Consider the following 24,307-nt stretch of genomic DNA (forward strand, 5'->3'; position numbering starts at 1 on the left):
GATCCTTGTCTGGAGGGCAAGAAGGCTGAATGAATTCGCTCGCATAAACAGGAAAAGGCGGGGGCGAAGGCACTTTTAGCGGCACAAAAAAACGCCCCCGATCGTGCGATGGAGGGCGTTTTTTTATTCGGCAGTCACTCAGCGATTGCGGGTCAGCAAGGCTGGCTTCTCACCGCGAGGACGGTTCGGCAGTTGATCGAGCTGCTCCGGTGTCGGGAAGCGGTCGCTTTTCGACTCTTTGTGCATGATCTTCGGCTGATTCTCGCGAGGGCCTTTAACGGCTGGCTCCTGGCGATCATCACGGGCCGGACGGTTCTCGCGACGGGCCTGACCGTCACGCGGAGCGCCGTTGCGCGGACCACTGCGCTTGGCAGGCGGCGTGCCGGTGCTGGCGCCTGTGCCGGTGCGGGGACCGTTCTGGCGACCACCGGTGCGACCGGCCGGAGCAGCGCCCGTGCCTTGCGCCGGAGCGCCCGGACGACGACCACGGCTCTGGTTGTTTTTGTTCTGGTACGGGCTGACGTAATCAGCACGGTTACCAAAGTTGTCCACATCGTCGTCACGGAACTCGTCCGGCGCACGGTTGGCGTCCGGGCGCGGGATCGAAGGGGCCGCTTGCTGACGCGGTTCACGCGCCGGTGTGCCTTCACGCGGTTTGTGCTCGCGGGCCGGGCGTTCGCCACGGGCTGCGGCAGGCTTCTCTTTACCCTTGTCCTTGCCTTTGTCCTTACGGCCGCCACCGCCGCCATTAGGACCGTCGCCGCGTGGGCCACGCGGTGGGTTGCGCGGGTTACGCACATCCGGACGTTCACGGACTTCAGGCTTTTCAGCTTCAATCGTGCTGGCATCGAAACCCATCAGGTCGCCGTCGGCGATTTTCTGCTTGGTCATGCGTTCGATGCTTTTCAGCAGTTTTTCTTCGTCCGGCGCAACCATCGAGATCGCTTCGCCCGAGCGACCGGCACGGCCGGTACGTCCGATGCGGTGAACGTAATCTTCATCAACGTTTGGCAGCTCGAAGTTGACCACGTGCGGCAACTGATCGATGTCCAGGCCGCGTGCCGCGATATCGGTCGCAACCAGAATACGAACGGTGCCTGCCTTGAAGTCGGCCAGGGCTTTGGTGCGCGCGTTCTGGCTCTTGTTGCCGTGGATCGCGACTGCGCTCAGGCCATGCTTGTCCAGGTATTCAGCCAGACGGTTGGCACCGTGCTTGGTACGGGTGAAGACCAACACCTGTTCCCATGCACCGGCCGTGATCAAGTGCGCCAGCAAGGCACGCTTGTGGCTGGCAGGCAGGCGGAAAACGCGCTGTTCGATACGCTCGACCGTGGTGTTCGGCGGAGTGACTTCAATACGCTCAGGGTTGCGCAGCAGCTTGCCGGCCAGATCGGTGATGTCTTTGGAGAACGTCGCCGAAAACAGCAGGTTTTGACGCTTGGTCGGCAGACGTGCGAGGACTTTTTTCACGTCATGAACAAAGCCCATGTCGAGCATCCGGTCAGCTTCGTCGAGCACCAGGATTTCAACGTGGGACAGGTCAACACTGCCTTGGCCAGCCAGGTCGAGCAAACGACCGGGGCACGCCACCAGTACGTCGACACCGCGGGACATGGCTTGAACCTGCGGGTTCATGCCAACGCCGCCGAAGATGCAGGCGCTGACGAACTTAAGGTCACGGGCATAAAGCTTGAAGCTCTCGTGGACCTGTGCAGCAAGTTCGCGGGTAGGCGTCAGGACCAATACGCGTGGTTGGCGTGGACCGTGACGCTGGGATTTGTCTGGGTGGCCATTGGGAAACAGCTTTTCCAGAATCGGAAGAGCGAAGCCGCCGGTTTTACCAGTACCTGTCTGAGCCGCAACCATCAGGTCGCGACCTTGCAACACGGCGGGAATGGCCCGCTGTTGCACCGGAGTAGGCTCGGTATAGCCCGCTGCTTCAATGGCGCGGACTAAAGCCTCGGAGAGACCGAGGGAAGCAAAGGACATGAGTAATCCTGTTCTAGTTAGGGCTTTGCCCAAAGGGATAGTCTTGCCTGGCGTGAATGGCGTTTATAGGAGACGCAATCCCGTCCGGTCCTGCTTCGGTCCTGAAGGTCCATTCGCACCGCTCGCGCTGGCAGATGCTGCGCAGTAGCGGGGTTGAATGCCTTGTACAAGGACGAGCGGCCGGGCGTAAGCCTGGCGGAAAGCCCGGAGTATAACAGAGCATTCACAGCGCGCCGATTTCATGCTGCTCAACGGTTTTGTACTCATCAAGCGCACCCACCCTGTAACCGCTCTCGCCCCTGCAGCGTGCGGCAGCGGTTACAGGCAGGTGAATCAGCGCGGTAACTTCAGGTTGTTCCAGATGGCCAGGCTCGGTTCGGACTGGTTCAAGGTGTAGAAGTGCAGTCCCGGTGCGCCGCCGACGAGCAGACGTTCGCACATCTCGCTGATCACTTGTTCACCAAACGCTTGAATGCTTTGCACATCGTCGCCATAGGCTTCGAGCTGCTTGCGAATCCAGCGTGGGATTTCAGCGCCACAGGCGTCAGAGAAGCGCGCCAATTTGCTGTAGTTAGTGATCGGCATAATGCCCGGCACGACCGGAATCGTGACGCCAGCGGCCTGTACGCGCTCAACAAACCGGAAGTAGCTGTCGGCGTTGAAGAAGTACTGGGTGATTGCGCTGTCAGCACCCGCGTGGGCTTTGCGCACGAAGTTGTTGATATCGTCTTCGAAGTTGCGCGCCTGCGGGTGCATTTCCGGGTAAGCGGCGACTTCAATGTGGAAGTGGCTGCCGGTTTCTTCACGGATGAAACTCACCAGATCATTGGCGTAGCGCAGTTCGCCGCTGGCCATGCCCATGCCCGAAGGCAGGTCGCCACGCAGCGCGACAATGCGCTTGATGCCCGCCGCTTTGTACTGCTCCAACAGGCCGCGCAGATCGCTTTTGCTATCGCCCACACACGACAGGTGTGGCGCCGCAGGCACGTGTACTTCGCTCTCCAGTTGCAGCACGGTATTGATCGTGCGGTCACGGGTAGAGCCACCGGCACCGTAAGTGCAGGAGAAAAAATCCGGATTATAGGTCGCCAGATGGCGAGCCGTGTTCATCAGCTTTTCATGTCCAGCATCGGTCTTGGTCGGGAAGAACTCGAAGCTGAAACGACGGTCTTGAGACATGGGAATACCCTTGCGTACGCGCAGGGGGCGAGCGGCAACCCCTGACGCTGAACTCACACACAAAAAAAAGGCGGTCAGTACAAGCCTGGCCGCCTTTCTTTAATCAGTAACGGTAAGCGTCTGGCTTGAACGGGCCTTCGACGGTCACGCCGATGTAATCAGCCTGTTGTTTGGTCAACTGGGTGACCACGCCACCAAAACCGCGAACCATTTCCAGTGCCACTTCTTCGTCGAGCTTCTTGGGCAGCACTTCGACTGTCAGACGCTCGGCTTGCAGTTCGGCCGGCATGTCAGCGTACTTCTGAGCAAACAGGAAGATCTGCGCCAGCACCTGGTTGGCGAACGAACCGTCCATGATGCGGCTCGGGTGACCTGTGGCGTTGCCCAGGTTCACCAGACGGCCTTCAGCCAGCAGGATCAGGTAGTCGTCGTTCTGTGGATCGAAATCGTTAGGGCCGGTACGGTGAATCTTGTGTACCTGTGGCTTCACTTCTTCCCATGCCCAGTTCTTGCGCATGAAAGCGGTGTCAATTTCGTTGTCGAAGTGACCGATATTGCACACTACGGCGCGTTTTTTCAGCGCAGCCAGCATGTTTTTGTCGCACACGTTGACGTTACCGGTGGTGGTCACGATCAGGTCGATCTTGCCCAGCAGCGCAGCGTCGATGCTGGCAGCAGTGCCGTCGTTCTGGCCATTGAGGAACGGCGAAACCACTTCGTAGCCGTCCATGCACGCTTGCATGGCGCAGATCGGGTCAACTTCGGACACTTTAACGATCATGCCTTCCTGACGCAGGGACTGGGCCGAACCCTTGCCCACGTCACCGTAGCCGATCACCAAGGCTTGCTTGCCGGACAGCAAGTGGTCAGTGGCGCGCTTGATCGCATCGTTCAGGCTGTGACGGCAGCCGTACTTGTTGTCGTTTTTGCTTTTGGTCACCGAGTCGTTCACGTTGATCGCCGGGATCATCAGCTCGCCCTTGGCCAGCATGTCCAGCAGACGGTGTACGCCGGTGGTGGTTTCTTCGGTCACGCCGTGGATCTTCTTCAGCATGTCCGGGTATTTCTTGTGCAGCAGCTCGGTCAGGTCGCCGCCGTCGTCCAGGATCATGTTGGCATCCCAAGGCTGGCCATCTTTGAGGATGGTTTGCTCAAGGCACCACTCGTACTCTTGCTCGGTTTCGCCTTTCCAGGCGAAAACCGGAATACCGGCAGCAGCGATAGCGGCAGCGGCCTGGTCCTGAGTCGAGAAGATGTTGCACGACGACCAACGCACTTCGGCACCCAGGGCAACCAGGGTTTCGATCAGTACGGCGGTCTGGATGGTCATGTGGATGCAGCCCAGAATCTTCGCGCCCTTGAGCGGTTGTTCAGCGGCATACTTGCGACGCAGGCCCATCAGCGCCGGCATTTCGGACTCGGCGATAAAGGTTTCACGACGGCCCCACGGGGCAAGGGACATGTCAGCGACTTTGTAGTCGGTAAAACCTGCAGGCGTGTTTACAGCGCTCATAGAGAGCCTCCATTCGTTTAATCGCGAATGGGCGCCGTTGTGCGTTGAGTGCCTGCCCAGGGAGCCCTGAACAAACAACGCCCCATCCGAGCCTGACAGGTAAGACCTGCTGCAGCGCCCCTCGGACAGGTGGCGGGAACGGTACTGGATGACAATGACCGTTTTGAAGCGGGGGTGATTATAGCCATCCGGGCAGATGATCCCAAGGCTTTATCCAAGGCTTTTTCATTTGCTTAATCGAGACCATAGTCGAAGCTTAATAGAGCTGGGCGCCATGGTCTGACATCATGCGCGGCATCTAACGGCAGACGGTCAGGAGTGAACATGAATTTCCACACCCGCAAATGGGTTAAACCCGAAGACCTCAACCCCAATGGCACCCTGTTCGGTGGCAGCTTACTGCGCTGGATCGACGAAGAAGCCGCGATCTATGCCATCGTTCAGTTGGGTAATCAGCGCGTAGTGACTAAATACATCTCCGAGATCAACTTCGTCAGCGCCTCGCGCCAAGGCGACATCATCGAGTTGGGCATCACCGCTACCGAATTCGGCCGCACCTCCATCACCCTCACCTGCGAAGTGCGCAACAAGATCACGCGCAAGAGCATCCTCACCGTCGACAAGATGGTGTTCGTCAACCTGGGTGAAGACGGCCTGCCCGCCCCCCACGGACGCACCGAAATCAAATACGTCAAAGATCAGTTCCAGGATGAAAACCAGGCCTGATGCCACCGTTGTACGTGCCAACCGAGCAGCGATTACGGGTTTGAGTGAACAGCTTCATGCCGTGCGTGTCGTACGCTTACATACGCCAACGGTCATGAAGCCCCATGGACACCAAAAGCACTGGCAACACCCCGAACCTGTCGGCTGAAGAAGAGCACGACGTCACCAAAAACCAGCCCCCGCGCGCGGCAGTGCTGCATGAAATCATCCGTTTGCAGGGTGATCAGGAACTGGAGCGCAGCGTCGCTGCCCTGTTCTGGTCGGCACTGGCTGCCGGGCTCACCATGGGCCTGTCGCTCATGGCCATGGGGTTGCTCAACTCGCGACTGCCCAGCGGCGAAGCCTTCAAAGTGATTGCCAGTTTCGGCTACTGCGCAGGCTTTCTGGCGGTGATTCTGGCCCGTCAGCAACTGTTTACCGAAAACACCCTCACCGCCGTATTGCCCATCATGAGCAAACCGACGCTGAGCAATTTCGGGCGCCTGTTCCGGTTATGGGCCGTGGTGCTGGTGGGCAACCTGCTCGGTACCCTGCTGGTGGCCTACGCCATGCTGCACTTGCCGATTTTCGACACCCAGACCGACAACGCCTTCCTGGAAATCGGGCGCAAGGTCATGGAAAACGACACCCGCCAAATGTTCGCCAAAGGCATTATTTCGGGCTGGATGATCGCAACCATGGTGTGGATGATCCCCTCGATGGAAAGCGCCAAGATGTGGATCATCGTCCTCATCACCTACCTGATGGCGCTGGGCGACTTCACCCACATCGTCGTCGGCACGGCGGAAGTGTCGTACCTGGTGTTTGCAGGCGAGCTGCCCTGGAAGGACTTCTGGCTGATCTTTGCCGGCCCCACCCTGGCGGGCAACATCATTGGCGGCAGTTTTATCTTTGCCTTGATCAGCCATGCGCAAATTCGCAGCGATAACCAAAAACCGCAGAAAAGCTGATCGCACCACCCGCAGGGGCAACGCGCCCCAACGGGTGGCTTTGCTTGTTAAATCACGTAATGGGCGATTGCCACAAAGTGCAGCAAACTGCCTGCGATCACAAACAAATGCCAAATGCCGTGGGCATGACGCAGGCGGTGATCCAGGGCAAAAAAGATAATCCCCACGGTGTACATCACACCGCCCGTGGCCAGCCAGATGAACCCGGCCGTGCCGAGCGCGGCGATCAGCGGCTTGACCGCCACCAGCACGATCCAGCCCATCACGGCGTAAATCACAATCGACAAAATACGTGCTTCGGAGCGCGGTTTGATTTCTTGCAGCATGCCGATCACCGCCATGCCCCAGACAATCCCGAACAGCGACCAGCCCCACGGCCCGTGCAACGTCACAAGGCAAAACGGCGTGTAACTCCCGGCGATCAACAGGTAAATCGACAGGTGATCAAACTTCTGCATGATCACCTTGGACCGCCCGCGCACGCTGTGATAAACGGTCGACACGCTGTACAGCAACACCAGCGTGACCCCGTAAATCGCCGCGCTGACAATCTTCTGCGGGCTGCCGTCAAGGCACGCCATGACCAACAACCAAACACTGCCCACTGCGGCGGCCACGGCCCCCAGCAAGTGAGTCCAGGCATTGAGCTTTTCTCCGTGATACATCTGCAACATCCTCAATAGCCGATCGTGCGACGGTGTCACTTTGATACGAGATAAGGGTCAAGGTTGCGAACTTAAAGGGCAATGCGCCGTTCGTCGAGGAAGACAGCATTCCCCCCCTCTAATCCTAAGACCTGTAAGTCAAATCCTTCAGACCTTACCCACACAAAATCCGCACTTTTCACACACAAATCACCCATCCAACCTGACATAGCCTCCCGGCATGCACGCCCAGAATCACTCAACAGGCCCACCATAAATAACAGCCTGCGGGAGATCTCATGAAGCTGACGCCTACATGGACATCACCTCACTGGAACCGAAAAAGCCTACTGGCCATTTCGCACAAATGGCTTTACGAGCTGACTCAGCATCAAATCGCGGAACGGGAGCGAGCACTCCGACACTTGATTGCTACACACAAAGGCCCCTTGCAATGCACACCGGCAGACGTCCCCTTACCGACCCTACACACTGTTCTGCAACACGCTCTGGTCGAATGCGAACATGGCTGCGGCCTGTTTCTTATAAGAGGCATACCCGTGGCGAACAAACCGCTACCACTTGCTCGTTTATTAGCATGGGGCATCGGTCTGCATAGGGGCGTACCGTTAATTCAAAATGAAACTGAAGCGCTATTAGTTGAGGTTCGAAACAAAGACAATCTGTCTCCACAGAACATACGAGGCCATAACACATCCAGTGAAATGGAATTCCATGTCGATGCTTGCGACTTGGTAACGCTGCTCTGCCTTTCAAAAGCCGCTGAGGGCGGCCGTTTTAAAGTGGTAAGCAGTCTGACCATTCATCATCACCTCTCAACCCAATCCCCCCTTGAATGCAGAGCCCTCTCTTTACCCCTCCCCTTCATCGATGTCAGCAAAACCGAAATCGGTGAGCCCGGATTCTTCATGTGCCCCGTATTTACGAGGATGCCGGGCGCATTCAGCTGCCGTTTCTACAGAAAACGGATCCTGGCAACGCAAGAATTAAGCCACACACCAAAAATTAACCCGCTCACACTCAAAGCACTGGACCATTTCCAGCGTATAGCGGGAGATGCTGACCTCAATGTCGAAATGGACTTACAACCGGGCGACCTTCAATGCCTGAACAATCATGTCGTCTGCCATGCACGTGCAGCATTTCGGGACGGGAGCAAGCCTTCACAGCAAAGACATTTACTCCGTCAATGGTTGGCCACTGCTGTGAGCAGGCCGTTGCCGAAAAGCCACGCATACGCATACGGCTCTATTAAGGCGGGCTCACTTCGCGGCGGGTATCAAGGCTGGGCAATCTCTCCTGACATCAAAATCTTTCAGGAACGTCTTGCTCACTACAACCAGATAACGGTTTAACCCTGTCTTTTCGGGGAGATTGCTATGCCACAGCACCTGGATCACATCGCGCCTGTTAAGCCCACACGCTGGCAACTTTTTTACAACTTCGCATGGGTTGGGCTTTTAGGGTTTGGCGGGGTTTTGCCGTGGGCGCGGCAGATGATGGTTGATCGGCGTGGCTGGGTGAATGAAAAAACCTTCAATGAACTACTGGCCATCGGGCAGTTCTTCCCTGGCCCTAATGTCTGCAACGTGGCAATTATCTATGCGCGAAAGCAGCACGGGTTGCAGGGGGCCTGCCTTGCTGTGGTGGGGCTGTATTGCTTCCCTTCGCTCATCGCTGTTTCGGCGGGCTTGGCGTATGCCTCATGGTGGCAACATCAAACCGTCCAGCACGTGTTTGGCGCCATTTCACCCATTGCCACAGGGTTGATGCTCGGCACTGCATTGCGTCTGCTCAAGGCCATGCCACCTGCTACCGCCAATTACACCGTGTTCGTTTTGACCTTCATATTGATGGGCGTGCTGGTGGTGCCGTTATGGACCGTGATGTTGATCAGCATTACGGTCTCGATGGTCTGGCGCCTGATTGACCGCAACGCCTGAGGAGCAACCATGCAGCCGGTACTGTTTCACCTGATGCTCCAGTGCGGGTTGTGGTCGCTGATGGCCATCGGCGGTAACACCGTGGCACTGGGGGATATTCACCGTTACACGGTGGCCGAGATGCGATGGCTGAACGACGCACAGTTCGTATCGTTTTTTGCCCTGTCTCAAGCACTGCCGGGCCCGAACGGTATGTTTCTGGTATTCATCGGGCAACACGTGGCGGGCGTACCCGGAGCGTTGGCGACATTGATCGCCAAATTGCTGCCGTGCTCTGCATTGACATGGTTTGGCGCAGGCTGGCTGGAGCATCATGCCGATACACCTTGGGTGCTCATGACCAAGCGCGCACTCGTGCCTGTTTCGATCGGGTTGATACTGGCAGCCAGTTACATTTTGATCGGCAGTCTTGAGCTCAATCGCCTCAGCCTGTTGCTGACAACAGTCAGTGCCCTCGTGGTGGTGTTCAGCAAGCTCAACCCCCTTTGGTTGATCGCCACGGGCGTAGGGCTAGGATTGCTGAGCGCTCAGTCAGGGGCGTACTGGTTTGGAAGCTAAGGACTCAACTTTCCACGCACATGCTTCCTTTACGGCTTTAAAGGGTCGCGAGCTTCTTCTGTTGTCTGGCCGCCGCCATCAACCACACTGCCGTGATAAGCGGTACGCCAACAATGAACAATGTCGGCCATCCAACCCCCCCACTCACGACCAGAGGGACGTGTTTTATCCCGTTCAGATATAAACCCAGCGCGCACGCAATGAACAAGAACACGATGTACATGACAACGCGCCCATAAGGTTTGCCGTTGTAAAAGAAATAAGCCCCTGCATAACCCGCCAGTGACACCCACCCTGCAGACCACAGTTGATGAAAAGCGGCCTGATTAGGGCTCGCAACACCCTGCGCGTCAAGGTACTGCTTTACGTACAGCGCCAACAACGCAGCTGAGACCATCACCAACAGCAGCTTGAACAGCCCGAGTATGAATCCGCGACTGTTCACCCGCATGGCTGACTCTTCTGCTTCATCCTCGTCCGCGCGGGTACGACGTAACATGACAGTGGTCACTAAACCCGCCGCGACGCCCCCCAAAGTCATGATGGTGAAGTTGGTCAATAGCGTGAATACCATGGACTCAAAGGCATCCTGTCGCTTGCCTTCAATCAACGTGACCACCTCAGCCTTTGCTACCTGTAACCCTTCACATGCGGCGCTGTCCGCATGGCACCTGACGCTTTCGCGCGATACCGTTTCAATCAAATTCGTTGCGTGATCTTTCGAGTTCGCCTCGGCATTGCCTGCGAACTCGTGCGTGAATGACAAATGAAACAATATGAGGAAGGCACTAATGCCAGAGACCAGAAAACCCAAGCCACAGCCCATGCCCACTGGCAGCTTCATCACGAGAATGGCCACCGCCGCCATGGCTAGAAACCAGTAAAAAATATCGATGCCGTAGGGAACACTCGATATATCCATAAGCAAATCACTCACCCACACAACTCCTGTTCATTAACGTCCACGTTCAATTTATTTGTATCAATAACGCTGAGCTACTGCGACTCCAGCACAAGCTGCTCCAGCGCCCACAAATCCGGGATCTTGGCCACATGCTCACCCACTTGCACGGCTGCACGTTCCAGCGGGCAGAGTGGCACGTCGACGAAACTCAGTTGGCTGTCGAGTTTGTAGGAGCGCGGGATGCCTTGGACCACCATGGCGATGTACTTAAGCGCCGGGTTGCCGCTCAGGGTATTGAGGATGACGATGCGCGCCCGGTCACCGATCAGCAGCGGGCTGCCGCAGGCGGCTTCGAAGCTGATGAGCGGCAGGGGATGGTCGCGCCAGATGATCTGGCGCAGGTGCCAGGGCGGGGAGTCGCTGCTGGGTTCGCCACGCTGGTAATCGATCAGTTCGGCAATGGCGACGTTGGGCAGTAACAGGTAGCGATCGGCCAGCGGCAAGAGCAGGCACGTCAGGCTGCCTACACGGTGATCAAGCATGGAAAGTGCTCCAGTAGGCGATGCGTTCCAGCAACACCGACTCTTGATACGGCTTGCCCAAGTAGTCGTTGACGCCAATGGCCATGGCGCGGTTCTGGTGCTTCTGCCCGGTACGCGAGGTAATCATGATGATCGGCATGTCTTTGAGGCGCGGGTCGTTGCGCACGTGCGTGGCCACTTCAAAGCCGTCCATGCGCGGCATTTCGATGTCCAGCAGCATCAGGTCCGGGGTGTGTTCTTCGAGCACGCTCATCGCGTCGACCCCGTCTTTGGCGGTGATGACGTTCATGCCGTTGCGCTCCAGCAGGCGGCTGGTGACTTTGCGCACGGTCACCGAGTCGTCGACCACCAGCACCAACGGCGGGCGCACGGCAGGGATGAATTCGAGGCTGCCGCCCGCCTCGTGCTGAGCCCGCAGCAAGGGCTGACGCACTTGATGCGCGCGTATATATGCCAGCAAATCCAAAATCAGTACTACACGACCATCCCCCAGAATCGTCGCCCCCGACAACCCCTGTACAGCGGCAAACTGTGGGCCGAGGCTCTTGACCACGATCTCGCGCGAGCCCGCCAGCGCATCCACTTGCAACGCCACGCGCATGTCCTGGCAATGCACCAGCAGCACGGGCAATGAATGGGTTTCGCCTGCCAGTTTGGGCTTGCCCACGGTCTGTAACAACTCGCCCAGGTAGCGCAGTTCGTAGGTCTGGCCGCCGTAGTGATACAGCGGCGGGTTGAGCTGGTAATAGCCTTCCAACTCGCTCGGCATGACCCGCACGATGCCTTCAACGGTGTTAAGCGCGATGGCATATTGCTCATCGGCGCACTGCACCATCAAGGCCCGGTTGAGGGAAACGCTGAAGGGCAAGCGGATCTGAAAGTGCACACCCTGCCCCGCCACCGAGTCGAGGGTCATGCTGCCACCCAACTGGCGCACTTCTTCGTGCACCACGTCCATGCCCACGCCGCGCCCGGAAATCTGGGTGATTTTTTCGGCCGTGGAGAAGCCCGGCTGCAGGATGAACTGCAACACGTCGCGGTCGCTAACGCTGTTGAGCGGGTCCAGCAGGCCGCGATGGATCGCTTTGCGGCGCACGGCTTCAAGGGGGACACCGGCGCCGTCGTCGCGGATATCAAACACCACGTCGCCGCCTTCGTTGGACAGCTCAAGCGTAATCAACCCTTGCTCGGGCTTGCCGTTGGCATGACGCACCTCGCTGGGCTCCAGGCCGTGGTCGACGGCGTTGCGCAGCATGTGCTCCAACGGCGCCACCATGCGCTCCAGCACATTGCGGTCAATCTCGGCTTCGGCATTGATGACGCTGAATTCAACCTGCTTGCCCAACTCGCTGGCAACCTGGCGCACCACCCGCTTGAGGCGCGGCAATACGCGCTCGAACGGCACCATGCGCGTGCCCATCAGGCCTTCTTGCAACTGGGTGTTCACCCGCGCCTGCTTTTGCAACAGGTTGTGTGCGTCCTGGTTGCGCGCGGCCAGTGTGGCCTTGAGGTCAAACAAGTCAGACGCGGACTCGAACAACGCACGCGACAGTTGCTGCAATTGCGAATGCCGGTCCATTTCCAGCGGGTCGAATTCGTCATAGGCCAGCCCCTCGGCCTCGCTGTGCGGGCGGTTGTGCAAACGGCCCTGGGTCTCGATGTCGAGTCGACGCAGCTGATCGCGCATGCGCTCCAGTGTGGTTTGCATCTCATTGAGCGCGACGTGACCATCGTTGATCTGTTGCTCAATGCGTCCGCGAATCATTGAGCTTTCGCCCGACAGGTTGACCATGTCTTCCAACAGTTCGGCCGGTACCTTGACGGTGTCCAGCCCGGTGCGCTCGCCTTCGGTCAGCGCCGTGGCACCCGCTTCGGCCTTGTTCGGCGCGAGCGTCTGGGGCGCTTGCGGGACTGAACGTTCGGTGCCGCGAATACGCTCGATCACGTCCTGCGGCGACTGCAACGGCTGCCCGCTGCGCAGGGCATCGAGCATCTGCGCGGTGCGATCATGACAAACCTGCAACAAGGCAAACAGCTCGGCATCCGGGGTTACAACGCCCGCGGACACGTCTTCAAGCAGGGTTTCCAGCTCATGGGCGAAGTCGCCAATGGCGGTGATTTCCACCATGCGTGCGCCCCCTTTGAGGGTGTGCAAATCGCGCAGCAGGTTTTCGACTTCAAGGGTGCTCTGAGGCTCAGCTTGCCAACGTGCCAATGCAGCGCCCGAGCTTTCGAGTATGTCGAAGGCTTCTTCGAGGAAGATTTCCAGCAACTCGGGATCGCCACCTGAGGCCGTGTCCGGTTCAGCTATGGGCTGTTCGGTAAGCACGGGGGGGTGCTGACGGTAGCTGCGAATAGCCTCAATCAGCTCGAAAGGCTCGCGCAGCGGTTGCTGCTGTTGCAGCTGTTGCAGCTGTTGCAGCTGTTCGAGCATGAGTGCCAGGTGCTGATGGCTGCGCACCAGTAATTGCGCCAGCGCCGGACTTTCGCTGGCTCGTCGATCCAGCAGGCCCTCGTACAAATGTTCCAATTCATGGGCCAAGTCGCCCACCGGAACGACGCCTGCCATGCGCGCCCCACCTTTTAGGGTGTGCAAGTCTCGCTGCAAAGCGGACAAGGGCGCCAGGCTTTCAGGCTCGCTCAACCAGCGCTGCAAGGCTTGGCCAGCGCTCTCCAGAATGTCGACGGCTTCTTCGAGAAAAATGGCGACAATTTCATCGTCCAGCCCGTCAGCCTCGTCCTCGTAAGCGGATTTATCCAGTTGCGCGGTGGCAGCCCCCAGCTCGGTGATGTCGAGGCTGTGGCTGCCATCGCGACGGATTAACCCCGTAGCCTCGGGCGCCAACCCTTGTTGCAGCAACTGGTTCAAGGTCTGGATGAGGGTCGGCTGCGGGGTGATTTCCTGACCTGCGGCCAACTGATCGAGCATATTAATCAACGCTTCGTGAGCATGATCGGCGGCGTCGAAAAAAACATCGCTGACGGCCAGGCTGCTTTCTTCAACCGCCCCATACAGATCCAGCAAGGCTTCGCACAGCGCATCAACCGGATGCAAGTCGAGCACATGTGCCAACTCGCCAAAGGTGGTCAACAGGTCCAGCAGCGTGTCGAGCCCTTCGCGCTCATGCGGGTGCTGACGCCAGTGACGCAGCAGGTCTTCAGCATCAAACAGGGTGTCCATGCCCTGCTCCAGAAACTCCGTGATGCGCTGCGGATCGCGCTGGGGTGCCAGCGCACTGCCAGGCGCATTGAGCAACGCATCCAGGCGGTCGGCAATCAAGCATTCGGTGCGCTCAATCAGCGACCGAGCGCCCTGTATTTCGGCCAGCGGATCGACGTCCAATTGCTTCAAGCCACGATGCAACAAACCGACGGCTTCCAGCAGCAGCTCGATTTCGTCCAGGTCCAACGCAACATGATGGGCTTTGTACTCACGCACCAGATGGTCCAGCGGTGTCGCCAGTTCAGCCATGGGCAATACGCCCGCCATGTGCGCGCTGCCTTTGAGCGTATGCACCGCACGTTGCAGATCATCACTGGCATACAGCGGCATGTGGGCGCTGGCCTGATCGAGGAAGCGGCTCAAGGTGTCGAGGTGGGTTTGCGCTTCCTGACGAAAGATCTCAAGTAATTGCGGGTCAAAGGCCGGACTGTCCTGCTCGATCAACAGCGGCGAAGGGTCGCCCTTGGACAAGTGATGCGCCTGGGCGGCCAGTGCGTCGACGTCATCGCGCTGACGCTGGTTTCGCTCGGCAAACGCGTGAATCAAATCGGGCAGGATCTCCAGCGTGTCTTCCAGCAACTGATGGATCGCCGGCCCCGGCGCCACGCTGCGCTCGATCACACGGTTGAGCAGGTTTTCGACTGCCCATGCCAACTCGCCCAGCACCAATGCGCGCACCATGCGCCCACTGCCTTTCAAGGTATGAAAGCCGCGTCGCAGCTCGCCCAGTGCAGTACTGTCCGCCGGGTTGGCGACCCACTGTGGCAAGGCTTCGTGCAGCGCCATCAGCACTTCATCGGTTTCTTCGAGGAAGACCTCCAGCAGCTCTTCGTCCACCGGCACTTCGTCAACCGGAGGCGGCAACAGGCTGCCGGGGATGTGCTGCGCAGGCGGGTTGAGCGCCGACACCGGGCTGGCCAACACGTCCGCCAAGCTTTGCACGACGTCCGGGTCTTGCAGTTCTTGCAAGTCTTCCATCACCAGCACTTCGGTGGGGCTGAGGATGTCATCGAGCCGCGGGACATTGCGTTCGGCCGGGGCATACCCCAGTGCGATCAGGCTGTGCTCGGCATGGTCCAGCACGGCCTCGCCTGCCGCACCGGGGTCCTGGGCCAGACGCTCCAGGTAGTATTCGATGCTCACCAGTGCGTCGGCAAAGCGGTCGATTTGCAGCGCATCGGGCCGCTCGTGGCCCAGCAGCAAGTGCTCACACAAGTAATCATCACAGGCTTGCAACAGGCTGGCCGCGCGGTTGAGCGGGATCATCGCCAGCGCCCCGCGAATTTGCGTGAGTAAGCCTGGCACCGCCTGCAACTGCTGACGGTCGTAATCGGCGGCCAGGTAATCGTTGATCAAGTCTTTGGCTTCGTCGAACACCAGCCGCGCTTCCTTGATCACCAACTGGTGGATTTGCATCAGGTCGGTGGTGGGCAGCCGGCTTTCTTCGCGCTGCGAAGGCTCGACGCTGCCGACCATCCCGGCCAGCGTGGCTTCGACGTACAGCAGCGCAGCGGCGACGTCCATCAACACCGGGTCTGTGGGTTCGCGCTGGCCCTGAGCCAGGCTTTGCACCACGGCCAGTTGGTCAATGATCACCTTGCGCGGCTGGCCAAAGCCTAAAACGGCCAGCGTGTCGGCTATCTGCCGCAGCGGCGCCAACAGATTGCCGAGCTCCGACACGTGGGTGCGGTCGCTGCGCACGAACAAATCGAGGCGCTCCTTGACCCGCACCAGTTCCTCACACAAGGCAGCCACTACGGAGCGCATGGCATCTCGGTCCGGCCCGGCAAGCCGCGCGCGCTCAGCATCGACCATGGCCGCATCAGGCATGGCTTCGTCCAGCTCATATAAGGCTTTGAGGCTGAGCATTTTCGGCGTGGGTCGCTCAGCCTTGGCGATGTAAAACAGCAGGCTGGTGACGAGCCTGTCAGAGGCTGGCTGATTGACCGCTTCGATGCCCTGGGTCTGCAACCGTTGCAGCGGCTTATCGGTTTCTCTGAGCAGGCTGCGCAGCGCAGGGCTATTGGCGACTTTGCCCTTGAGCATGCCTTCAACCAGCGCCGAGGCTATTTTCCACAGGGCATTGAGGGGCGCGCCCCGGCAGTGCGCTTCCAGTTGCGCAAACACGTCGGCCAGTTGCTCCAGCTGACTGGGCACGTCATGCCCACGCAGCAACCCCAGCAACGCGCTTTGCAGGGTTTGCCGCCATGCTGAAACCCGCTCGGACAGGTCTTGCGTCGGCAGTTGGGCCAGCGCCTCGGGCTCCAGCGGCGTCAGCGCCTGCAACGGCGGACTGAACAGGCTGGTTTCCGAAAGCAGGGGCTGGCCACGGGCGGTGCGCAGGTCGTTAATCAACGGCAAGACCACCAAGGGCCAGTCGCGCCGGGCGCTGTGCACACGGTCCAGATAAAGCGGCAATTGGGTAAAAGCCTGTTGCAGCACACGCACAGCTTCGTCGAGCTGGCTGACGCGCCGCTGTTGCAGGGCGATCACCAACAGTTCCATCTCTTCGGCCAGCAATGCCGCGCCATAAAACTCGACCATCAACAAACTGCCGTGCACTTGATGCACGCACGCAAGGCACTGTGCCAGCGCCTCGGGTGAAGGCTGCAGCGCATAGCCGTCGAGCGCCGTGCGGGCCAGCTTGAGAGTCTCGCCGATTTCGTCTTTGACCCACTCAAGGGCTACGTAGTCGTGCCGGTCAACCATAACGACTCCCGTCAATTTTGCGCCGCACTACTGAGGCTCACGCGGTTCAGGGGTGTCGGGCAAGGTAAAGCCGGACACCGAACGCCGCAGCTGACTGGCCATCTTGGCCAGGTTGCCAATGCTGTCGGCGGTGGCGGTCGAGCCGGACGAGGTTTGACTGGTGATTTGCTGGATCACGTTCATGGTCAAGGAAATCTGGCCTGCCGAGGTGGTTTGCTGCTGGGCGGCATTGGAAATGCTTTGAATCAGTTCCGCGAGGTTTTGCGACACGCCTTCGATCTCTTCCAGTGCCACCCCGGCGTCTTGCGCCAGACGTGCACCGCGCACCACTTCGGTGGTGGTTTGCTCCATGGAGATCACGGCTTCGTTGGTGTCAGCCTGAATCGCCCGCACCAGGGTCTCGATTTGCCGCGTGGCTGCCGATGAACGTTCAGCCAACCGCTGAACTTCGTCGGCTACCACAGCAAAGCCGCGCCCGGCATCCCCGGCCATGGACGCCTGAATCGCCGCGTTCAGCGCCAGAATATTGGTCTGATCGGCAATGTCATCGATCAGGCTGACAATGTCGCCAATCTCCTGAGAAGACTCGCCAAGACGCTTGATGCGCTTGGCAGTGTCCTGAATCTGGTCCCGGATGTTGTCCATGCCATGAATGGTGTTGTGCACCACTTCATTGCCTTTGTTGGCAATCGCCACCGAGCGTTCGGCCACCGCCGAGGACTCTGACGCGTTGGCCGACACTTCATCAATGGAATGGGCCATTTGCTGAATGGCGCCCGACGCTTCGGCAATTTGTTGGGCCTGATGCTCGGAGGCTTCAGCCAGTTGCATGGCAGTGGCCTGGGTGTCTTGCACCGCGGCCGCCACTTGCCCGGCGGTGAGGTTAATGGTGGCCACCAAATCCCGCAGTTGATCGATCGAGTAGTTAATCGAGTCAGCGATAGTGCCCGTGAAATCTTCAGTCACTGAAGCCGTGACGGTCAGGTCGCCATCGGCCAGATCGGCAATTTCATCCAGCAAACGCATGATCGCGTTTTGGTTGCGGTCGTTCTTCTCGGCGGTTTCGCGCAGTTGACGATTGGTTTCGCGCACCATCACCAACCCGATCAGGATGATCGACGCCAGCGCCAGCAAGCCCAGTACGTAGCCGCCGATAATGTCCAGCGAGCGGCCGCTGGCAAGGTTTTCAAAGCCGTTGGCCAGCATCGAGGCTTCGTCGAGCAAGGTCTGCGACAGGCTGAAAATATTGCTCGCGGCTTCGCGCACTTGAAACAACTGCGGCGAGGTTTCGAGAATTTCATCCACCGAGCCCGATACAAACTGAAACAGCTCCGAGATTTCCTGCAAGCGGGCGCGGGCGTCTTTGTCTTCGACCTGCGAAATGCGCATGCCCGCGTTGCCTTCGAGCATGCCATTGAGCACTTGGCCGAAACGGTTGGCGTCACGCCCGAAAGCATCGGCTGCCTGCGCTGCGGTTTCGTCCCCGGCCAGTACGGTATTGACTGCGCCCAGAATCCGCTCGGCCAGCAGCGACTGACGTTGTGCCACCGCCACCTGACTGGCCGGCGCGCCACGTTGCAACAGAATCTCCACCACTTTTTCGGACTCGACCTGCAACTGCGGCACGGTTTCGGCCAGCGTTGCGGCCACTTGGTGCAGCGAGAGTACGGTTTGCTCACTGGCCAAAATAGCATTGGTGTTGCTCAGCAACTGCTCCCAGTCGCGCTGCACGGCCTGCATTTCTTTGTGTACGGCGGGGGGCGCAGCGGGAAGACCGGTGGCCGGGTCGCCATTTTTCAGGTAGCCCCAGCGCTGGCTGAAGTCGTTTCGCGCATCGCTCAACAGGCGGAACGCCGCGGCTTTACCGGCAGCTGCCTCAGTAGCGTTTTTGGCAATGCGCTGGGATAGCACGCGCAACTCGCCCGCGTGGCTAATGTATTGCTTGTCGTAGTTGGACTGGGTGTTGAGGTAAGCAAAGTTGGCGAACAACAGCATGATGAACACGATCAGGGCGATAAATAGCACGATGATCTGCGAACGGCTGCGCGACCCTTCCATTGGTTTTGCGTTAGTAGCTGTGGTCATCGATCAGGCCCTGACATGCTGTGTTGATGCTCGAAGTAGCACTTGCTCACTGTTCACGCCGCGACCGCCCGGAATTCGGGCGCTTGCGCCAAGGCAAACGGGCTGAATACCCACCACGCATGCGCGGCGGCGAAATGCCCTTGAACATAAGGCGCGAAAGGTAAACCGGGGGAAACGGGTGGGTCGGTATCCAGATCTGTCAGGGCAAAGTGCTGCATGCCTAGGACTTCATCGACTTGCAGGCCGACAAAGATGTCTTCGTACTCCAGCACCAACACCCGGCGCTGTTTGCGCAACGGGGATAACTCGACGCCGAAAAAGCCGCACAGGTCCATGATCGGCAGCAGTTGCCCACGCAGGTTGGCGACACCTCTGACCCATGGCTTGACGCCAGGCAACAACGTGAAACGCGGCTCATGAAGGATCTCGGCGATTTCCCCCATTGGCGCTACAAAGCAGTGCTCGCCAATGCGAAAACCGATACCGCTCCAGGTATCCGCCGCTACTGACTCAGCAACAGGCCCCGCCGCCAGCGAGCGACAGCGCTGGTCAATATCGAGCAGCAGTTCAAACGCGGTCAGTGAGTCAGGCATGGCGCAGCCATCACTTGTGCGTGGAGGCTGGCAGGTTTTCTTTGATTTTTTTGATCAGCGCGTCCTCATCGACCGGCTTGGTCAAATACCCTTTTGCCCCCTGACGCGTGGCCCAGACCATGTCGGTCTCTTGATCCTTGGTGGTCACCACAATGACCGGGACCCCTTGGGTTTCCGGGTCTTTGGACAATTGACGCGTGGCCTGGAACCCATTGAGGCCCGGCATCACGATGTCCATCAGGACCAGATCAGGGTGTTCCTTACGCGCCAGTGCGACGCCATCAGCGCCATTGACCGCCTTGAGCACTTCATAGCCGTGCTTTTCGAGCAAGCCGCTCAGTTTGTACATTTCAGTCGGCGAGTCATCGACGATCAGAATGCGAGCCATGGTGTTCCCCATTTATTAGGTGAGCGGCCTGATGACCGAACATCAGTGAGCGTTTTGTACAACCGTGAAACCGGGCACGTGTGCCTTGATAGCGCTGAGCAACTCGTCCTTGCTGAAAGGCTTGGTCAAAAATTGATCAGACCCCACGATTCGTCCTTTGGCCTTATCGAACAGGCCGTCTTTGGAGGACAGCATGATCACGGGCGTGGACTTGAACGCACGGTGGTTTTTGATCAGTGCACAGGTTTGGTAGCCATCCAGGCGCGGCATCATGATGTCGACAAAAATGATGTGCGGATGGTGGTCGACAATCCTGGCCAGCGCATCGAAGCCATCAACGGCAGTGATCACCTCGCAACCGACGTTTTTGAGCAACGTTTCGGCGGTGCGGCGAATGGTTTTCGAATCGTCAATCACCATCACCTTCAAGGCGCTGGAATGCTTGTCCATATGTGCTCTACCATCGCCACGGCGACCCGTTTTGTTACAACTTTGCGATCCCGTAGCCCAAGTCCTTGGTAGACAAGGGCTGCAGGTGCTGTGCGAGCCTTTTTAGCACAGTCTCTACATGCAATCTATCGAACCTCCCGCAGCCTGCCGGCTAAGACGGTTTTTCCTTGACCGAGACCACACTCGGCGCCACTCTGGCGCCACTTTTAATTGCCTGCTGATCGCTTTCACAGGATTGTCTTCGCTAACTACTTTTGAGGAATTTGCCATGAGCGTTCGAGTCGGGATTGTCATGGACCCCATTGCGAGCATCTCCTACAAGAAGGACAGCTCGCTGGCCATGTTGCTGGCTGCGCAGGCGCGCGGCTGGACGCTGTTCTATATGGAACAGCAAGACCTGTACCTCACTGAAGGCAAGGCGCGGGCGCGCATGAAGCCGCTCAAGGTGTTCGCTGACCCGGAAAAATGGTTTGAGCTTGAGGCCGAAACCGACACGGCCCTCAGCGATCTCGACGTGATCCTGATGCGCAAGGACCCACCGTTCGACATGGAGTTCGTGTACTCCACCTACTTGCTCGAACAGGCCGAGCGTGACGGCGTATTGATCGTCAACAAGCCGCAAAGCCTGCGCGACTGCAACGAAAAACTGTTCGCCACGCAATTCACCCAATGCACACCGCCGACGGTCGTCAGCCGTCGCGCCGATGTCCTGCGCGAATTTGCGGCGTTGCACGGTGATGTGATCCTCAAGCCGCTGGACGGCATGGGCGGCACGTCGATTTTCCGTCATCGCGTCGGAGACCCGAACCTGTCGGTGATTCTCGAAACCCTCACCGCCAATGGCACTCAGCAAATCATGGCGCAAGGCTATTTGCCCGGGATCAAGGACGGCGACAAACGCATCCTGATGATCGACGGCGAGCCTGTGCCCTATTGCCTTGCGCGCATTCCGGCCCAAGGCGAGACACGCGGCAATCTGGCCGCCGGTGGTCGCGGCGAAGCCCGCCCGCTGAGCGACAAGGATCGCTGGATTGCGGAACAGGTCGGCCCGACCCTGCGTGAAAAGGGCTTGTTGTTCGTAGGCCTGGACGTGATCGGTGAGCACCTGACCGAAATCAACGTCACCAGCCCGACCTGCATCCGCGAGATCGATAACGCGTTCGGCACCAACATCGGTGCGCTGTTGATGGACGCCATCGAGCGCAAACTGGCCACTCGCTGATTTCTATCCGCCAGACACAGACCAACATTGCGTTATCATGCGCAGCCTGTGAAACCCGCGATGTTGGTCTTTTGCCATGACACGTCCAAGCGACCTGCCCCCTGAACTCACGCACAACCGCGTGCGCGCGGCTGATCGCCTGGGGTTTACGCTGTTTGTCGCGGCACTGATTCATTTGGCGGTGATCCTCGGCGTCGGGTTCAGCATGAGCGAGCCCAAACAGATCAGCAAAACCCTGGAAATCACCCTGTCCACGTTCAAGAGCGAGAAAGCACCGAAGAAAGCGGACTTTCTGGCCCAGGACAATCAGGAAGGCAGCGGCACGCTGGACAAGAAAGCAGTGCCCAAAACCACAGAAGTGGCGCCGTTTCAGGCCAACGAAGTTAAAAAAGTCACGCCGCCGCCTGCAGCCCGCCCCGAACAGAAGCAGGCAGCCCCCAAGGCCGCCGTCACCACCGTCGCCCCCAAGCCGAAAAAAGCCACGCGCGAGCCGCAAAAGGTCATCACCGAAGCCGCGCCCAAGGCAAGCATTCCTTCGTTTGACAGCTCCCAACTGTCGAGCGAGATCTCCAGCCTCGAAGCCGAGCTGGCCAACGAGCAACAGCTCTATGCCAAAAGGCCCAAGATTTACCGCATGAGTGCGGCTTCGACCATGCGCGACAAGGGTGCCTGGTACAAAGAAGACTGGCGCAAAAAGATTGAGCGCATCGGCAACCTCAACTACCCGGAACAGGCACGCCGCGAAAAAATCTACGGCAAGCTGCGGTTGCTGGTCTCGATCAATCGTGACGGCTCGCTGCATGAAGTGCTGGTGCTCGAATCCTCCGGCCAGCCGCTGCTGGATCAGGCGGCGCAGCGCATCGTACGCTTGGCCGCGCCGTTTGCACCGTTCAGCGGTGACTTGGCCGACATCGACCGTCTCGAAATCATTCGCACCTGGAAATTCGCCCAGGGCGATCGGTTGTCCAGTAATTAATAGCCCGGAAAATGGGCGCAATCAGCCAACTTGTCAGTTTCACTTGTCAGCGCCACACTAAGGCTCATGAAAAACCGCGCACCGACCTACCTCAAGCATCAGTTCCTGATCGCCATGCCGCATATGGCTGACCCGAATTTTGCTCACTCCTTGACCTACATCGTCGAGCACACGGCCAATGGTGCGATGGGCCTGACCATCAATCGGCCGCTGGACCTGAACCTCAAGGACATCCTTGAGCAGTTGCGCCCCGAGCGTGGCGTGCCCGAACTGTGTGAGCACGTGCCGATTTACGCGGGCGGGCCGGTCATGACCGACCGAGGGTTTGTCCTGCATCCCGCCAGCATGAATTTCGACGCCACGGTGGAACTCGAAGACGGGCTGGCGCTGAGCACGTCGCTGGATGTGCTGGCCAGTATCGCCGACGGCAACGGTCCGCGACGCAGCCTGATCTGCCTGGGCTATGCCGGCTGGGAAGCCGGTCAACTGGAAGCGGAACTGGCAGACAACGCCTGGCTTACGTGCCCGTACTCTGCCCACATTCTGTTTAACACCTCTAGCGAGTTGCGCCTTGACGCGGCCGCCAAACACCTCGGAGTAAACCTCAACTTGTTAAGCACTCAAGCAGGTCACGCCTGATGGCCAGCCTACGTTTACTGCTGGGTTTTGATTACGGCACCCGCTCCATCGGTGTCGCCGTCGGCCAGATGATTACCGGGCAAGCCCGCGAGCTGTGCAATTTGAAAGCCGAGAACGGCATCCCTAAGTGGGAAGAAATCGAGAAACTGATCAAGGAATGGCAGCCCGATGCCATGGTGGTGGGCATGCCGTTGAACATGGACGGCACCCCCAGCGAGTTTTGCGCCCGTGCGCAAAAATTTGCCAATCGCTTGAATGGCCGTTTCAATCTCCCCGTTTTTACCCACGACGAACGCCTGACCACCTTCGAAGCCAAGGGCGAACGCAAGGCCCAGGGCGGCCAGCGTGGCAGTTACCGCGACAACCCCGTTGACGCCATCGCCGCCAAACTGGTGCTGCAAGGCTGGCTCGACAAAAAAACGGCTGAACCTCAAGCCTGACATTGCGTTTACATGTTTGACGCACCTCATTGTTTGCGCCCGCCGCAGCACGCATCCTGCGCGGGCCTTTTAAGGAGCCACCATGATCCTGCCTGTTCCCGCTGAACTGATCTCTCAGATGGCACTTGATCTCAAGGCCCATCTGGCCCGCCGCAACATCACCGAGCCGCGTTACATCGGCATCCGCACGGGCGGCATCTGGGTGGCCCAGGCACTGTTGCGCGCCATGGACAGCGATGCACCGCTGGGCACGCTGGACGTCTCGTTTTACCGCGACGACTTCAGCCAGAACGGGCTGCACCCGCAAGTGCGGCCGTCCGACCTGCCGTTCGAGATCGAGGGCCAGCACCTGGTGCTGATCGACGACGTGCTGATGAGCGGGCGCACCATCCGCGCGGCACTGAACGAATTGTTCGACTATGGTCGTCCGGCCAGCGTGACCCTGGTCAGCCTGCTTGACCTGGACGCCGCCGAGCTGCCGATCCGGCCAAATGTGGTGGGCGCGACCTTGTCGCTCAAGCCGACCGAGCGGGTAAAGTTGTCCGGCCCTGCGCCGCTGACACTCGAGCTTCAAGACCTATCTCAAGACCCAGCCCTTTAAGAGACCACTGCG

The 24,307-nt window shown here is 58.9% G+C and carries 21 protein-coding genes and 1 riboswitch; of the genes, 10 read left to right on the forward strand and 11 right to left on the reverse strand.

Annotated features, from left to right (window positions below; translation table 11 throughout):
- Positions 1 to 138: 138 nt before the first annotated feature.
- The 3 genes from CJF39_RS00255 to ahcY all read right to left on the reverse strand — a co-directional run bounded on the left by CJF39_RS00255 (position 139) and on the right by ahcY (position 4,681).
- A complete protein-coding gene (locus CJF39_RS00255) occupies positions 139 to 1,989 on the reverse strand; it encodes a DEAD/DEAH box helicase (protein WP_094991620.1) in 1,851 nt (616 codons plus the stop codon).
- A gap of 333 nt (positions 1,990 to 2,322) precedes the next feature.
- The gene (gene metF, locus CJF39_RS00260) at positions 2,323 to 3,168 is read right to left on the reverse strand and encodes a methylenetetrahydrofolate reductase [NAD(P)H] (RefSeq protein ID WP_094991621.1); all 846 of its coding nucleotides are present in this window, start codon (positions 3,166 to 3,168) and stop codon (positions 2,323 to 2,325) included.
- Positions 3,169 to 3,271: 103 nt separating this feature from the next.
- Positions 3,272 to 4,681, reverse strand: a complete 1,410-nt coding sequence (gene ahcY, locus CJF39_RS00265; protein WP_094991622.1) for an adenosylhomocysteinase — start codon at positions 4,679 to 4,681, stop codon at positions 3,272 to 3,274.
- 22 nt (positions 4,682 to 4,703) lie between these two features.
- Positions 4,704 to 4,810, reverse strand: a riboswitch (S-adenosyl-L-homocysteine riboswitch).
- A 195-nt stretch (positions 4,811 to 5,005) separates the two neighbouring features.
- On the opposite strand from ahcY, the gene CJF39_RS00270 reads away from it, so the two are divergent.
- On the forward strand, positions 5,006 to 5,407 hold the full coding sequence (locus CJF39_RS00270) for an acyl-CoA thioesterase (RefSeq protein WP_047279442.1): 402 nt from the start codon (positions 5,006 to 5,008) through the stop codon (positions 5,405 to 5,407).
- Between the two features lie 104 nt (positions 5,408 to 5,511).
- Positions 5,512 to 6,357, forward strand: a complete 846-nt coding sequence (locus tag CJF39_RS00275) for a formate/nitrite transporter family protein (RefSeq protein WP_094991623.1) — start codon at positions 5,512 to 5,514, stop codon at positions 6,355 to 6,357.
- A gap of 47 nt (positions 6,358 to 6,404) precedes the next feature.
- Here CJF39_RS00275 and trhA read toward each other — a convergent pair whose 3' ends face one another.
- A complete protein-coding gene (gene trhA / locus CJF39_RS00280) occupies positions 6,405 to 7,022 on the reverse strand; it encodes a PAQR family membrane homeostasis protein TrhA (protein WP_047278321.1) in 618 nt (205 codons plus the stop codon).
- Positions 7,023 to 7,300: 278 nt separating this feature from the next.
- On the opposite strand from trhA, the gene CJF39_RS00285 reads away from it, so the two are divergent.
- The 3 genes from CJF39_RS00285 to CJF39_RS00295 are packed head-to-tail and all read left to right on the forward strand — an operon-like array spanning position 7,301 to position 9,523.
- A complete protein-coding gene (locus CJF39_RS00285; protein ID WP_094991624.1) occupies positions 7,301 to 8,377 on the forward strand; it encodes a TauD/TfdA family dioxygenase in 1,077 nt (358 codons plus the stop codon).
- A gap of 24 nt (positions 8,378 to 8,401) precedes the next feature.
- Positions 8,402 to 8,965: a chromate transporter gene (locus tag CJF39_RS00290; protein ID WP_094991625.1), complete on the forward strand. Its 564-nt coding sequence runs from the start codon at positions 8,402 to 8,404 to the stop codon at positions 8,963 to 8,965.
- A 9-nt stretch (positions 8,966 to 8,974) separates the two neighbouring features.
- Positions 8,975 to 9,523: a chromate transporter gene (locus tag CJF39_RS00295; protein ID WP_094991626.1), complete on the forward strand. Its 549-nt coding sequence runs from the start codon at positions 8,975 to 8,977 to the stop codon at positions 9,521 to 9,523.
- Between the two features lie 37 nt (positions 9,524 to 9,560).
- Here the strand turns inward: CJF39_RS00295 and CJF39_RS00300 are convergent, their stop codons facing one another.
- From CJF39_RS00300 to pilG, 7 genes are read right to left on the reverse strand one after another with little or no spacing between them, the layout of a single operon-like run.
- Positions 9,561 to 10,460, reverse strand: coding sequence for a hypothetical protein (locus tag CJF39_RS00300; protein ID WP_094991627.1), 900 nt, complete (start codon positions 10,458 to 10,460; stop codon positions 9,561 to 9,563).
- 59 nt (positions 10,461 to 10,519) lie between these two features.
- Positions 10,520 to 10,969, reverse strand: a complete 450-nt coding sequence (locus tag CJF39_RS00305) for a chemotaxis protein CheW (protein WP_094991628.1) — start codon at positions 10,967 to 10,969, stop codon at positions 10,520 to 10,522.
- Complete coding sequence (locus CJF39_RS00310; RefSeq protein WP_094991629.1) at positions 10,962 to 16,901, reverse strand: Hpt domain-containing protein; 5,940 nt, start codon at positions 16,899 to 16,901, stop codon at positions 10,962 to 10,964. Before CJF39_RS00310 ends, CJF39_RS00305 begins: the two co-directional genes overlap by 8 nt.
- 27 nt (positions 16,902 to 16,928) lie before the next feature.
- The gene (locus tag CJF39_RS00315) at positions 16,929 to 18,986 is read right to left on the reverse strand and encodes a methyl-accepting chemotaxis protein (RefSeq protein ID WP_094991630.1); all 2,058 of its coding nucleotides are present in this window, start codon (positions 18,984 to 18,986) and stop codon (positions 16,929 to 16,931) included.
- Positions 18,987 to 19,039: 53 nt separating this feature from the next.
- Positions 19,040 to 19,579 carry a chemotaxis protein CheW gene (locus tag CJF39_RS00320; RefSeq protein WP_094991631.1) on the reverse strand — a complete coding sequence of 180 codons (540 nt, stop codon included), beginning with the start codon at positions 19,577 to 19,579 and terminating at the stop codon, positions 19,040 to 19,042.
- 10 nt (positions 19,580 to 19,589) lie between these two features.
- Positions 19,590 to 19,967 carry a twitching motility response regulator PilH gene (gene pilH / locus CJF39_RS00325; protein ID WP_094991632.1) on the reverse strand — a complete coding sequence of 126 codons (378 nt, stop codon included), beginning with the start codon at positions 19,965 to 19,967 and terminating at the stop codon, positions 19,590 to 19,592.
- A 42-nt stretch (positions 19,968 to 20,009) separates the two neighbouring features.
- A complete protein-coding gene (gene pilG / locus CJF39_RS00330) occupies positions 20,010 to 20,417 on the reverse strand; it encodes a twitching motility response regulator PilG (RefSeq protein ID WP_094991633.1) in 408 nt (135 codons plus the stop codon).
- Between the two features lie 268 nt (positions 20,418 to 20,685).
- Here pilG and gshB point away from each other — a divergent pair, with 268 nt between their 5' ends.
- The 5 genes from gshB (at position 20,686) to pyrR (ending at position 24,295) form a co-directional block, all read left to right on the forward strand.
- Complete coding sequence (gene gshB / locus CJF39_RS00335; RefSeq protein ID WP_094991634.1) at positions 20,686 to 21,639, forward strand: glutathione synthase; 954 nt, start codon at positions 20,686 to 20,688, stop codon at positions 21,637 to 21,639.
- Positions 21,640 to 21,715: 76 nt separating this feature from the next.
- Positions 21,716 to 22,615 (forward strand): energy transducer TonB, encoded by a 900-nt coding sequence (locus CJF39_RS00340; protein ID WP_094991635.1) that lies wholly within the window; start codon positions 21,716 to 21,718, stop codon positions 22,613 to 22,615.
- A 66-nt stretch (positions 22,616 to 22,681) separates the two neighbouring features.
- The gene (locus CJF39_RS00345) at positions 22,682 to 23,254 is read left to right on the forward strand and encodes a YqgE/AlgH family protein (protein WP_094991636.1); all 573 of its coding nucleotides are present in this window, start codon (positions 22,682 to 22,684) and stop codon (positions 23,252 to 23,254) included.
- On the forward strand, positions 23,254 to 23,694 hold the full coding sequence (ruvX, locus tag CJF39_RS00350; RefSeq protein ID WP_094991637.1) for a Holliday junction resolvase RuvX: 441 nt from the start codon (positions 23,254 to 23,256) through the stop codon (positions 23,692 to 23,694). The genes CJF39_RS00345 and ruvX overlap by 1 nt, the downstream gene beginning before the upstream one ends.
- Before the next feature lie 82 nt (positions 23,695 to 23,776).
- Positions 23,777 to 24,295, forward strand: coding sequence for a bifunctional pyr operon transcriptional regulator/uracil phosphoribosyltransferase PyrR (gene pyrR, locus CJF39_RS00355; RefSeq protein ID WP_094991638.1), 519 nt, complete (start codon positions 23,777 to 23,779; stop codon positions 24,293 to 24,295).
- Positions 24,296 to 24,307: the final 12 nt, after the last annotated feature.

The sequence above is a fragment of the Pseudomonas lundensis genome (assembly GCF_002269125.1).
Classification (GTDB): domain Bacteria; phylum Pseudomonadota; class Gammaproteobacteria; order Pseudomonadales; family Pseudomonadaceae; genus Aquipseudomonas; species Aquipseudomonas lundensis_A.